The sequence below is a fragment of the Acinetobacter sp. SWBY1 genome, assembly GCF_002946595.1.
Taxonomy (GTDB): domain Bacteria; phylum Pseudomonadota; class Gammaproteobacteria; order Pseudomonadales; family Moraxellaceae; genus Acinetobacter; species Acinetobacter towneri.
Window position 1 is genome coordinate 1,139,527 of record NZ_CP026616.1, and the last position, 13,364, is coordinate 1,152,890.

Consider the following 13,364-nt stretch of genomic DNA (forward strand, 5'->3'; position numbering starts at 1 on the left):
AAGCAAGTTTAAAATGGTAAATATATAAATTTACGCACAGTTTGCTGAGTTTTTTACGGTCTAATCCGATGTAATCCTTGAAGTGAAACTTAAAACTTTAAAACATCGGGCTTGTTATGATTTGCTACAAATCTTCATTAAAAATAAGGCAAATTGGCTTTTCAGATACAAGGTGAAAGTTTAAGGTGGCAGCAAGACAAGTTTGAAGTTTAGAACATTTATGCTGAATCGTTATCCGATTGCACTCAGTACACTTAGCTTATTTTTAGTAGCTTGCGGGTCAACCGAGCAAAGTAAGGAATATCAAGCTAATTTGGCTTCTGAACCACCAGTCGCGCACAAAACTGAATCTCAAAAATCAGCAACTTCTTGGTCAAGACAAGCTACAGGTAACTTTATAGCCTTATTACCTTGTGACCACTGTGAACAACATGTGATTCACTTACGCCTGAATGATGATCAAACCTTTCAACTTAGCGACATTAAACGCTCGAAACAGCGCCAAAGCGAAAACCAAGTGACAGGAACGATTCAAGCTGCTCAAGACAACAAACAGCGAGAAAAACAGAATCAACATCCATCTCAAACTACTATTGATGAATGGTTGCTCCACACAGAAAATGTAGAAGCTTACGCGCGCATTCAGCTTACAACTCACGGGCTTAAATTCAATTTATACAAACAAAGAAATATAAAAAATCAGCCGAAAATTGAAACCCAGGTTTTCCTACATCCTGTAGAAAGTATAAAAGTCAGTAATGCGCTGAAGCATGTCGATATTCAGGCCGAACACGTACAAAATGTTGAGGTCAAAGAGTTAAACGACCCTGTGATGGCACACGATTATTTTCTAGCAATTCACAATCAATCTAATCAAGCATTGCAATTACATGCCAATGACTTAGTTTTGGTCGATCAGCAATATCAAGAATATGCAGCAGTAGTCGATCCACAGTTTTTAGAGCCTATTCCCGCACAACAAAAACAATGGATTAAGGTGTCTTTCCATTACCCTACTTCTGTACAGGCAGATGTGATCAAAATTAAATAAGTTCAAACTGCTGACTGTTCATAAATAAAGAAACATCTCTTTAAAGATGTTTCTTAAAAGTGTTTCAGCATTCTTTGATTATTTTTATCGCCATAAAAAAACCCTGCAGATGCAGGGTTTTCTTTTAAACCATCAAGCGATTACGCGTTGAATTGGTTCATTGTGTTTTTAGCTTCGTCCGCTGCTTTAAGCGCGTTGTCACCAGAGAAAATTTCTTTGTGATCGTCACCGATGTCAGAACCAGCCATTGCTTGGTGTTTAACGCAAGCGATACCACCACGGATTTCTTTACGTTGTACACCAGCAACATAAGCCAACATACCTTCAGAACCGAAGTAACCTTCTGCAAGCTCATGAGTAGAAAGCGCAGCAGTGTGGTAAGTCGGAAGTGTGATCAAGTGGTGGAACACACCTGCTTCACGAGAAGCGTCTGCTTGGAACGTACGTACTTTTTCGTCAGCTTCAGCAGCTAATTCAGTGTTGTCGTACTCAGCGCTCATTAACTTAGCACGGTCGTATGCAGAAACGTCTTTACCTTCAGCAACCCAACGGTCGTAAGCTTGTTGACGGAAGTTTAAAGTCCAGTTGAACGATGGAGAGTTGTTATAAACAAGTTTCGCATTTGGAACAACTTCTTTAACACGGTTAACCATGTGAGCGATTTCAGCTACGTTTGGAGTCGCAGTTTCGATCCAAAGAAGGTCAGCACCGTTTTGTAAGCTAGTTACACAGTCAAGTACCACGCGGTCAATTTGAGTGCCTTCACGGAACTGGTACAAACCAGAAGCTAAACGCTTAGGACGATGTAATTTACCATCACGCTTGATTAGGATTTCGTCTTCTTTCGCTTCAGAGATGTCAATTTCTTGAGTGTCTAAGTAGCTGATGTATTGAGAAGCGATGTCGCCTGGCTCTTTAACTACTGGGATTTTTTGAGTTAAGTCAGCACCTTCAGAGTCAGTACGTGCAACGATGATACCGTCGTCAAGACCCATTTCTAAGAACGCATAACGTAACGCGTGGATTTTAGCGATGAAGTCTTCGTGTGGAACAGTTACTTTACCAGCTTGGTGACCACATTGTTTCGCGTCAGAAACTTGGTTTTCGATTTGAAGTGCACATGCACCCGCTTCGATCATTTTCTTAGCTAATAAGTAAGTTGCTTCTTCGTTACCGAAACCAGCGTCGATGTCCGCAATGATTGGCACAACGTGAGTTTCAAAGTTGTCGATTTGAGCAGTGATTTCAGCAGCTTTAGCAGTATCACCAGCGTCTTGTGCTTTTTTAAGTGCGCGGAACAAATCGTTTAATTCTTTCGCGTCAGCTTGACGTAAGAATGTGTAGATTTCTTCGATCAATGCAGGAACAGAAGTTTTTTCGTGCATAGATTGGTCAGGAAGTGGACCAAATTCTGAACGAAGTGCAGCAACCATCCAACCAGAAAGGTAGATATAACGGCGTTCAGTAGTACCGAAGTATTTTTTGTTCGCAATCATTTTTTGTTGCGCAACAAAACCGTGCCAGCAACCTAAAGATTGAGTGTATTTGCTTGAATCAGCATCATAAGCAGCCATATCACGACGCATAATCGCAGCTGTATATTTAGCAATATCTAAACCAGTTTTGAAACGGTTTTGCATTTGCATACGCGCAGCATCTTCAGGACTGATGTCTGCCCAAGTGTTGCCGAATTTTGCTTTTAATTCGCGGATTGCATCAATCGCTGTTTGGTATGTAGTCATGATATTGTACCCTGTAATATTATTTAGGATTTATCAATCGAAGGCTAAATCGCGCTTATGCTTGATTGCTCAGATTTAGAGCACTTCGTTACGATGAATACAGAGTAGAGTGACTGAATGAATTAATCCAATATTCTCGTGTAATTCTCGGTATTTTTTAAAAAAATGTATAGATCAAAGTCTTAATTCACAAAAACAATAAAAACACAAAATATTGATTTTAAAAACCTTATTTAGAAAATCAATCAAATATCTTTGCTTACAAATTCATCTCTGTGCCGATATTTTCTGCATTAGACTTAAGTCTTGCATTTCATAAAAAATGCTTGCATTGGCGATTTCTGCCATTTTTTAGCAAAATTTTGCTGCTTTTCAGCACAATGTAAGTGCATAAGTTTCATACAAAATAGAATCTGCTATCAGTTCTGCCAATGCTTTTAAGTGTTTTTGCATTTAATATTAAAAAGTATAGATGCAGTGCTAGGCAACTTACATTTCTTTAGGAAATAATGATGGGGCTGGCTGTTTTTATTCAGATTTTTTGCTATTTACCTCGTCGATTTTTTCATCATAATTTATACACAAGCCTTACGGCTTATGGCATAATTCCAATAATTTAGTGATTTTATTTTCGGTATTTATTTTATGAATCTGGAGCGGGTTGATCTTAATCTATTAATTTATCTTGACGTCTTACTTCGTGAAAAAAATGTAACCCGTGCTGCAGAACAATTGGGCGTTACCCAACCTGCGATGAGTAACATTTTACGTCGTTTGCGCAATTTATTTAATGATCCCCTGCTGATTCGTTCTTCTGAAGGCATGACGCCAACTGAACGTGCCTTAGAATTACAACCGCGTATCCGCGATGCCTTATCTGACCTTTCTATGATTTTGGAGCCGCGTACTGAGTTCCGCCCTTATACTTCAAATCGTGTATTTCGGATTATGACCTCCGATTACGCAGAAGCCACATTAGTCCCACGCTTGGTTAAAGCTTTACGCTCTGAAGCACCTAATGTGGTATTAGACTTTTTAACCCCGAGTGATGTGTCTTATCGCGACATGGAACAAGGTAAAGTCGATTTGGCGATTAACCGTTTTAATGAAATTCCACAAAGTTTCCATCAGGTTTTAGTTTGGCGTGATAGTTTTTCTTGCCTGCTCAATCACAAACACCCTGCTGCCAATAACCTGAATTTAAAAAGCTACTTAGATGCACAACATATTTGGGTTTCTAAAACAGGTATGGGCGTTGGTTTTGGTGTGAATCCAGAGAAACAAGCGGGACTGGGTTGGATTGATCAAGCTTTAGAGCGTATTGGACAAAAACGTAAAATTTCGGTGTTTACCCGTCATTATCAAATGCCTGCACTACTCGCGTCTAATGTAGATTTAGTCGCAACCTTACCTACACGTATTGCGCGCTTACAAGCCAAAAGCCAAAGTTTACTGATTAAAGACCCACCATTTTATATTCCAGAATTTGAATTAAAGATGGCATGGTGTCCGTTGTTACATCATCACCCTGCACACCGTTGGTTACGCCAATTGATTTTATATGTAGCGCGCCAAATGATTGAAGAAGAAAACCGTGAGTTTTTACTGAATAACTCTCAATTTTCAGCCTATTAATTAAAAATTCACTGAACTTATTGGCACAAACGCTTATACTCAGATGAGGAATATTTCGATATTCCTCATTGTTTAATCATGATTTAATAAAGATTCAAATTGTTATTTTTAAAATAATATAATCCACAGGTGGATTCGTGAGCCTCTTCCAGAATATTGTTATTATCCTCATCCTCATTGTCGGAGCTGGTTTTTTATCGCTGACTGAAATTGCGTTGGCTGGTGCACGTAAAGTTAAACTGAAAATTCTAGCCGAATCAGGCGATGAACGTGCCCAAAAAGTTTTAGACCTACAAGAAAACTCAGCTGATTTTTTTGCTGCCTCACAAATTGGCTTAAACGCAGTTGCCATTTTAGGTGGTATTTTAGGTGAAGGCGCATTCCGTCCTTATTTTTACAACTTAGTTGTGCGCTTCTATCAAGGACCATGGGCTGAAACGCTTAGTTTTGCCTTGTCATTTACCTTAGTGACTTCGCTGTTTATTTTATTTGCCGACCTAATGCCTAAGCGTTTGGCAATGATCGCCCCTGAAAAAATTGCGGTATCGGTGATTAATCCGATTCAAATTTTTATTCGGATATGCAAGCCTTTGGCATGGATGATTAATGCGATTGCCAACGTGCTGTTCCGTTTATTTAAAGTAAACACCACGCGCGAAGACAATATTACATTTGATGATATTTCTGCAGTCATGGATGCAGGCGCTCAAGCAGGTGTTTTACAAAAGCAGGAACATCACTTTATTGAAAACGTGTTTGAACTTGAAGAACGTAACGTGCCTTCGAGTATGACTACACGTGAAAATGTGGTGTTTTTTACCCTAAAGGAATCTGAAGCCAGTATTCGTCAAAAACTTGCAGAATATCCTTATTCCAAATTTTTGGTCTGTAGCGAAAATATTGATGATGTTATTGGCTATGTTGATGCCAAAGATATTTTGGTCAGAATCCTCAATAATCAATCTTTACTACAACTAAATGAAAGCACCATCCGTAATGTATTAACCATTCCAGATACACTCACGCTGTCTGAAGTCTTAGACCGTTTCCGCTCTACCAAAGAAAAATTTGCCGTAGTCATTAATGAATATGCGTTGGTTGTGGGCGTAATTACCCTGTCTGATATTATGATTACTGTGATGGGCGATTGGGTAACACCTATTGAAGAAGATCAGCAAATCATTAAACGTGATAACAATTCTTGGCTGATTGATGGCAGTACACCAATTGAAGACATTAAACACGCGCTGCAAATTGATGAAATGCCAGATGATGAAAATTATGAAACCATTGCAGGTTTTATGATGTATAAGTTACGTAAAATCCCGCGTCCTGCCGACTCTGTACTTTTTGATGGTTATAAATTTGAAGTGGTCGACGTCGATCATTTTAAAATTGACCAACTTTTAGTAACACGAATTGTAGAAACACAGGAAATACAAAACAACACTGAAGCAGATGGATAGTGAAATTCACTGTATTCGTGTGGGCTTGATCTGCATCCAGATTTTCTAGCATTCATAAAAAAGCACCACATCAAAATGAAGTAGTGCTTTTTTCAAACCTGAACAGATACATCTGAAATTCAGCTGAATATCTATTTAATATTTGCTGATCAATTCATCCAATACCGCTTGATAGTGAATCGCAATATCTTCAGCTAGAATTTTATAGACATTGTCGAATTGCACCATCGGCCAGCCCTCTTTCCAGAAAGGAAAAATGTTGTGCAAATCATGCGTCACCACAGCATCTTCACGCACAATCGCTTGTGCAACCTGAGCCAATACTTGTGCAGTTTCTGTGCCATCAATGGCTAAATAATCAATGCCACGTGCTTTTAAAATACGTACACGGTCTTTTTTATAACGGATTTTTTTCATTTGCGCTTCGTTTAACTGCAAAGCCAAACTTACTGCTTCTACAAATTTGCTTTCGAATGACTGATTAAGTGCCACCAACGCTGCTTTATGCGCTTCCTGACGACCTGCTTTCCCACCATTACGGATAATTTCTTTTGCCTCTGTGTCTAGCTCATCACTTTTCATAGACTGCAAAATGTCGAGTATTTCGATATCACTTAATGATTCAGGAGATTGGTCAATCATGTACTGCCCTTGGACAAAAATAGCAAAACACTATTTTCGCACAATTTAGCTAAAAGCTCGACACATTCCGAAGCAATTGTTCACACAAGGCAGTGCTGCACCTATTACAGTGCAGCAGTTTAAAATTGATCTTTCAGCTTTGATCATCCTTGTTTATTTTAAATTTCTTATTGTTCCCTTAGTTTTTCTCCTGAATTTTACCGTCTATTTAAAACCCGTTATTTCAAATGAATAATCCAATAAATAACAGGTTTAACTTTTCAACTCACTTGTACTTTTTAGTAAAAAATAATTAACAGGTTGCTCTTTACACTTAATACAAGTTTTCGCGTTTATCATGATCGAGGCGGTCAATATAGCGTTCTAAATGTAGCATCGCATGATACATTTTATTTAAGTTCCGAACATTGATTTGCTGACGAACAATATTTTTGTGTAACCGTTTTAATGCACGTAGACTGTGTTTTGGCGTATATGCAGATAAAATTTTCATAAGCCTGCTCTCTCTATCAAATTATTTTACATGAACCGTTTTGTTATCTTGAGAATGAATTCAATGAATATAAAGATAAGCTCTATTATTGACAGGGTGTGTCCTACACCTCCTTAATATCTGACTATTTGGAAAAATTTTATTGTGTTAAATTGTAGTTTAAAGGAATATTTATGTAATTATGATTAAAATAATTGCTAAAAAAGATTCAAAAAATCTTTGTTAAAATCTTCTATAAAAATATGCATAAAAAAACTGACACTCGGTCAGTTTTTTATGCGGGCTGATTTTAAATTTTGAGTCTTTAAATCACTTCCACCACTACTTTGCCCACATGCTCACCTGTATCCATTTCGGCATGTGCTTGTTGAATTTGATCAAACTGGAAAGTTTTATAAATCATTGGCAGACATTCGCCTTTTGCTAACAATGGCCAAACAATCTCTTGCAAGCCTTTGGTAATTTCAGCTTTTTCTGCAGTATTGCGGGCGCGCATAGTCGAACCAGTAATGGTAAGACGCTTCATCATAATTTGACCAAGTTTCACTTCTTTGGCTTTTGCACCACCTAAGAATGCGATATACACCAAGCGACCATCACGACGTAATAAGTTTAAATTACGTTCCAAATACGGCGCACCAACAATATCTAAAATGACATCGACCCCAGCATTGTCTGTCGCTTCGTTAATCACTTGTTCAAAATCTTGTGTCTTGTAATTAATTGCTGTGGTGAGATGTGAAATTGCTTGTACTTTTTCATCTGAACCTACGGTTGCAAAGGTTTTTAAACCTAAGGCATTGCACAGCATTAAAGCAGTTGTACCAATACCACTGGTTCCACCATGAATCAGCGCCGTTTCACCTGCTTTGGCTTTACCCATTTGGAATACATTGGCCCACACAGTAAAAAATGTTTCAGGTATCGCAGCGGCTTGTACAAAACTGACACCTGTTGGAATTGTCAAAGTCTGGCTTTCTGGTACAACACAATATTCTGCATAACCACCACCATTGGTTAAGCCACACACTGCATCACCAACTTTAAATTGGCTAACATCTGCACCCACAGCAACTACTTCACCTGCTACTTCTAAACCTGGCACTGGCGTCACGCCTTTAGGCATAGGATACAGACCCTGACGCTGTAAAATATCAGGACGATTCAAACCAAAAGCATGTACTTTGACCAAAACCTCATTGGCTTGTGGCTCAGGTATTGCAACCGTTTCATAGGCTAATTTTTCTGGGCCACCTGGTTCTGTAATAATAATCTGCTGCATTGTGTTTTGTGTCATGGCAAATCCCTGATTGTTTGATGCTGATATGAATTCTGACTATTTGAACATAAAACAGCAAAGCATTAAAACCCAGATTAACTTAGGTATAATTCTCATGCCGTGGTGTTTCATGCGTGATTAAATTTTTATTTATGATTAAAGAGTATGTGATGTCAGAAATTGTGGAATACAACGAAAATAATTACCGTGAGTTTGAATATGAAACAGGCGTTGCGGTGATTCGTTTTTATGCGACGTGGTGTACGCCTTGTGTTCAAAATGCACCATTTTTTGAGCAGCTTGCCCAACTTTTTGATGCTTCGGTAAAGTTTGGCAAAGTGAATGTCGATCAATCTCCAATTTTAACTTTGCGTTATCAAGTCTTTGGTTTACCGACCACTCTGATTTTTAAAGATGGGCAAATTGTTGAACGACTGTCGGGCAATGTTTCTGTCGTACAACTTCAACAAAAAATTCAGAGCTATCTTTAAGCCATGTAGAGTAGCGTCAACATATTAAGTTTGAATTACTACCTGATCGCGTCCTGCATGTTTGGCTTGATACAAATGCGCATCTGCAGCTTTCATAAAATCATCCACGTGCGTATACGCTTGTGCGCGAGTCATCCACGCTACACCGATACTTAAAGTCACATATTGTTTATGGTCTTCTCGTGCTACATGCTCAAAAGCTGCATCACGCACAGCCTGCAAGACCTTTTGCATGAGTGGTGCAATCGCAGGTTGCGGAATATCGTGCAGTAAAATGGCAAATTCTTCACCCCCATAACGTGCCACAAACGCATTTTTAGGCAAAGTATCTTGTAAAACTTTAACTAGGTTTTGCAGAATTTGATCGCCTTTTAAGTGCCCATAATGATCATTGTATTTTTTAAAATAATCGACATCGAGCATCGCAAAGACCAAAATATGTCGCTTATTTTGCAAGGTTTCAAAATACAAACGCTGAATTTCTTCATTTAATGCACGGCGATTATATGCCCCTGTTAATGCATCGGTTTTAATCTGTATTTCCAGTTTTTCATTCAAAAGACTGAGTTGTTCAGTGCGTTCCTGCACTTTTAAATCTAACGAGCTGTTTAAATGAATCAGTTTTTGGTTCAAGCGTTCAATGCGCAAGTTATGGTAGGCATAATTTCGTGCCTGCTGAAACATGATAAGCAATGCATAAACACTGGTCGAAATAAAAGATAAATGAATGGAATTGACCAAATTCAGCATTAATAAAAAATCATGAATAAATGTGCCACATAGAATAATTACTGCCCAAAAATTGATTCTAGAATAATGCTCTCCTGAATGCAGGGTTTGATAAAATCCATAAGCAAAATTTGCCAAAATCAGCACAAAGAAAAAAGAACTATAAAATGCCAACTGCTGAAAAATAGTGGGTTCTGCCCACAGCGTCACCCCAATATTAAAGCTCAATAACAGCATTGCCACGCTATATACCCAACGATGCAAATAGCGCGAACTGAGCAAAAACATATAACTCAGGAAAAATAAAATCGCTAAAAAACTAAATAAATATTCGAGTCTTATTCCCCAAGACCAACTTAAATTCAGGAAAGTGGTATAGGCATAGGGTGCAGAAAATAAATTGTGTAATGCCAGAAAAACAATAAAAATGCCGAAAATAAAAATACGCTTGGTCTTTCCACCATTTGCAAGACTAAATGCCGAAAACATCAAGGTAAACAAACCAATACCAAGTACTGCCCCACAAATCATGGCAATACTCATCATCAAACGCTGATACTGTTGATTGATGGTGCGACTTAAACCAATTTTCATTGGATTTTTTAAACCACCTTGCAAGCTCTGAAAGCTAGACGCTTGAATGGTCAGGGTAAAATATTCACTTTCAGGAACAAAATATGCAATTCGTGGGGCATTTTCGGTTTGGTGACTACTCGCATCTGCACCGACTGTGCCAACACGCACCAGTGGATCGCCATTTAAAAATACCCGATAGGCGCCATATTGGTTGGGAATCCAAATCGCAATACGTCTGCCTAGAAATTCTTTTGGAATTTGAAAGTGCCCAATAAAAGTGCCGTAAGTATTGGCATTGCCCATTAAATCTTCAAATGAAGCAGGCAATTCAACGGTATTCGATGCCAGTACCGCACTGGGTTCTTGAATCAATTGTTGTGGATAAAACAACCATCGCCCAGTCAAAATACTCGATTGATCTTCAGTAAATTGAACAGAATTGAGCAGTTGTTGATGTAGATAGTAAGATTCAGGTGCAGACTCATACTGCGCCAACACACGCGGTGGTGTGAGTACACTGCACAGTAAAATTAAGAAGAGTAATGCACACTTGTGCCACATCCGAGTGAAATTCAAAAATGCAAAAGTCCTATTGTGCTTGTTTTTTAATCTAATCGTTCTTGCACTAAATTTGAAGTAAAAAATTAAGTCATTTATGCTAGACCTTACTGGCATCGGATGAATGACTTAAATTCTAGCGGTTTGGCTAAGTTGAAAGGTGTTTATTGATCGCGTGTTTTCACATCATACAATTCAATTTCAAAAATCAAATTAGAATTAGCAGGAATGATATTGCCCATTTTGCGCTCACCATAAGCCAAATGCGCAGGTACGATCAGTTTGCGTTTACCACCCACTTTCATCCCCATGATGCCTTGATCCCAGCCTTTAATGACACGACCTGTACCAATCACGGTTTCAAAATAGTTACCACGGTCTAAGGATGAATCAAACTTGGTGCCATCTTCCAACCAGCCTGTGTAATGCGTAGTAATTAAAGCGCCTTTAACCGCTTCTTTCCCCTCACCCACCACCAAATCAATAATTTCTAATTCTGCACTCATGTTCATCTCCAAATATTTACACTTCGATGTTTAAGATAATTTCCAGCTCGTGCAAGTGTTATTGCAACTGTGTCCACTCAATCTGAGCCTGTGCCTGATCGCCAATCAATGTCCATTCGCCATCCATTACATTCAACTGCAATTGCATGGTACGTTCGCATAAAGCTTGAACGGCTTCGGTACTCGCTGGCGATAGTTGCCACACTTCAACATTATTTAAAGTTTTGATTTTACTGTTACGTTTGTACCATTCATCTACCGATGAACCATAAGCAATAATCGCAACTTGCTTACAACGCGAACTGGCTTTTTTGACTTTGTCTTCATCTGGGCAACCGACTTCAATCCACTTAATTAACTGCCCTGTTAAGTCTTTTTCCCACAAAGCAGGCTCATCGGTTTCAAATAAATCTTTGGTAAATTCCAAAGCTTCATCTGCATAACGTGCGAATGCCAAAATACGCACCATCAATCGCTCAATAGTTTCAGAAGGATGCAATGCCATGGTGAGCTGATAGTCACCGTATTGATGCACATCCATATTGGCAATGTTCAAATCTGCCTTATAAATTGTCGCTTTCAGCGCCATTGTCTATTCCTAAAACTATGTTTAAATTTGCCACTAAGCATAATGGATTTTCTGTGATTTTGCTGTATCGTTTGCCCGATAACGTATAGATTTCAGTCTAGAACCGCAGCAGCATCGACCCGATACGCCAATAGTTCAGCCTCAAATTTTTCCCAATCACGCTCGCTTTGATAAATAATTTCCAACCGATTGTCTATGCCTTCATCGGTAGATTGATAATTAAATTGCTGCGGATTGAAGTTGAAACTTTTCCAACCCTGATTGGTATAAAAAATTCCTTTAATACGCAGCCAATCTTGCTGTTCACAGAGTAAATCTAATAAGGGATAAAAGTCGAATTGCCAACGTTTAGGCAATTTCCAACCTGCGACTGCATATCCTTGTGCAGTTTCGAAATAGTGATATGGCAATTGTTTGATTTCTGCAGACTCTTGCAGATTTGTAGAGCTGACCTTCTGTTGCAATTTTAGCAACGGCTGAATTTTACGCTGTGTACCGACATACGGTATATCCATTTCGGTCAAAGCCAGATGACCCTGTTCTGCTTTCAACCATTTTTGCGCGTAGGCTTGATATTCCTGTTGTAGTTGTATGAGGGCTTGCTCATCTGCCGCCTGCATTTGGTCTGCATGTGACACCACAATAATTTGTGCAGCTTTGAGCTGATCGGCATACAGGTTTTGCTGCGTCCACGCCTGATCATGCAAACGCGAACCATCTACTACCGTCACCAAGGCGCGCATCGATAAATGCGTATGCCAATGTGGTTCGGTCAGTTGTTCCAAGAGTTGCGCAGGATGCCCCAAACCTGTCGGCTCGATGAATAAACGGTCAGGCTTCGCTTCGGACAATAAACGCGACAAAGCAATTTGCATAGGCAATTGGCTGCTACAACATAAGCAACCGCCCAATAATTCTTTGACTTGATAACCCTGTTGCTGAGGTAAGAGTTGTTGATCGACCCCGATTTGTCCAAATTCATTCATCAGCACCGCCCAAACTTCATGTTCTGTTTTTTGGCTGAGTAACTGTTTCAATAAGGTGGTTTTTCCTGCACCGAGAAAACCAGAAATAATATGCGTCGGGACTGCTTTTTGTGGTGCAATTAATTTCAAAATAAGCTCACTTTATTGAATTTCAAACAACTCAAGCATGCTAAGCAAGTTTAGCGATTAGTTCAATCTGAATCTAAACACACTGAAATTTATTCATTTCAGCACATCTATCACCATCATGATTTGAAAAATTCGCTTACATTTATTACGTGATGATCTGCAACTTATTTGGGGAAATACACGAGTTTTAGCCGCTTGATGTTATGTTTTATTGCCAACCACGCAATTTTATTGCGGAAAACACAGCCATTTTGATTGGATTTGACTGCATATTTAAAACAAAAATTACCAAACTACGACCTATTCATCATCATTGTGCGGTTCAAGTAACCGTCATTGTTTTGCTTTGTTGCAAGCATTGATCCCATAGCTTTGGCTCTTTAGCATGAGTTCCTGTTCAGCCCGTTCAAATCAGGTGATGACTGACTTGAACACTTTAGCCGCAATAAGTTTTTTTACTTAATGCTTGTGCTGAGCACTCCCTACTACTCA

At 38.9% G+C, this 13,364-nt stretch carries 12 protein-coding genes; 4 read left to right on the top strand and 8 right to left on the bottom strand.

Annotated features, from left to right (window positions below; all coding sequences use genetic code 11):
- Window positions 1-220 precede the first annotated feature (220 nt).
- Window positions 221-1,051 (top strand): copper resistance protein NlpE N-terminal domain-containing protein, encoded by an 831-nt coding sequence (locus tag C3Y93_RS05505; RefSeq protein ID WP_104852322.1) that lies wholly within the window; start codon window positions 221-223, stop codon window positions 1,049-1,051.
- A 140-nt stretch (window positions 1,052-1,191) separates the two neighbouring features.
- On the opposite strand, the gene C3Y93_RS05510 is transcribed toward C3Y93_RS05505, so the two are convergent.
- Window positions 1,192-2,793, bottom strand: a complete 1,602-nt coding sequence (locus tag C3Y93_RS05510) for an isocitrate lyase (RefSeq protein ID WP_104852323.1) — start codon at window positions 2,791-2,793, stop codon at window positions 1,192-1,194.
- Between the two features lie 645 nt (window positions 2,794-3,438).
- Here C3Y93_RS05510 and C3Y93_RS05515 point away from each other — a divergent pair.
- Together C3Y93_RS05515 and C3Y93_RS05520 are read left to right on the top strand one after the other, a co-directional pair.
- Complete coding sequence (locus tag C3Y93_RS05515; protein ID WP_004977282.1) at window positions 3,439-4,428, top strand: LysR family transcriptional regulator; 990 nt, start codon at window positions 3,439-3,441, stop codon at window positions 4,426-4,428.
- Between the two features lie 137 nt (window positions 4,429-4,565).
- Complete coding sequence (locus C3Y93_RS05520) at window positions 4,566-5,894, top strand: hemolysin family protein (protein ID WP_104852324.1); 1,329 nt, start codon at window positions 4,566-4,568, stop codon at window positions 5,892-5,894.
- A gap of 135 nt (window positions 5,895-6,029) precedes the next feature.
- Here the strand turns inward: C3Y93_RS05520 and C3Y93_RS05525 are convergent, their stop codons facing one another.
- From C3Y93_RS05525 to C3Y93_RS05535, 3 genes are all read right to left on the bottom strand, one after another.
- Entirely contained in the window at window positions 6,030-6,536 is a 507-nt protein-coding gene (locus tag C3Y93_RS05525) for a hypothetical protein (protein ID WP_004977287.1), read from the bottom strand.
- A gap of 313 nt (window positions 6,537-6,849) precedes the next feature.
- Entirely contained in the window at window positions 6,850-7,029 is a 180-nt protein-coding gene (locus C3Y93_RS05530) for a hypothetical protein (RefSeq protein ID WP_096901477.1), read from the bottom strand.
- A gap of 304 nt (window positions 7,030-7,333) precedes the next feature.
- Entirely contained in the window at window positions 7,334-8,326 is a 993-nt protein-coding gene (locus tag C3Y93_RS05535) for an NAD(P)H-quinone oxidoreductase (RefSeq protein WP_104852325.1), read from the bottom strand.
- 152 nt (window positions 8,327-8,478) lie between these two features.
- Between C3Y93_RS05535 and C3Y93_RS05540 the strand changes: the two genes are divergently transcribed.
- Window positions 8,479-8,799, top strand: coding sequence for a thioredoxin family protein (locus tag C3Y93_RS05540; RefSeq protein ID WP_004977299.1), 321 nt, complete (start codon window positions 8,479-8,481; stop codon window positions 8,797-8,799).
- Window positions 8,800-8,823: 24 nt separating this feature from the next.
- Here C3Y93_RS05540 and C3Y93_RS05545 read toward each other — a convergent pair whose 3' ends face one another.
- The 4 genes from C3Y93_RS05545 to C3Y93_RS05560 all read right to left on the bottom strand — a co-directional run bounded on the left by C3Y93_RS05545 (window position 8,824) and on the right by C3Y93_RS05560 (window position 12,872).
- Window positions 8,824-10,665, bottom strand: a complete 1,842-nt coding sequence (locus tag C3Y93_RS05545; RefSeq protein WP_416224611.1) for a diguanylate cyclase domain-containing protein — start codon at window positions 10,663-10,665, stop codon at window positions 8,824-8,826.
- A gap of 161 nt (window positions 10,666-10,826) precedes the next feature.
- Window positions 10,827-11,168, bottom strand: a complete 342-nt coding sequence (locus C3Y93_RS05550; RefSeq protein WP_004977304.1) for an FKBP-type peptidyl-prolyl cis-trans isomerase — start codon at window positions 11,166-11,168, stop codon at window positions 10,827-10,829.
- Window positions 11,169-11,226: 58 nt separating this feature from the next.
- Window positions 11,227-11,757: a YaeQ family protein gene (locus C3Y93_RS05555; RefSeq protein ID WP_004977306.1), complete on the bottom strand. Its 531-nt coding sequence runs from the start codon at window positions 11,755-11,757 to the stop codon at window positions 11,227-11,229.
- 92 nt (window positions 11,758-11,849) lie between these two features.
- Window positions 11,850-12,872 carry a CobW family GTP-binding protein gene (locus C3Y93_RS05560; protein WP_104852326.1) on the bottom strand — a complete coding sequence of 341 codons (1,023 nt, stop codon included), beginning with the start codon at window positions 12,870-12,872 and terminating at the stop codon, window positions 11,850-11,852.
- Window positions 12,873-13,364: the final 492 nt, after the last annotated feature.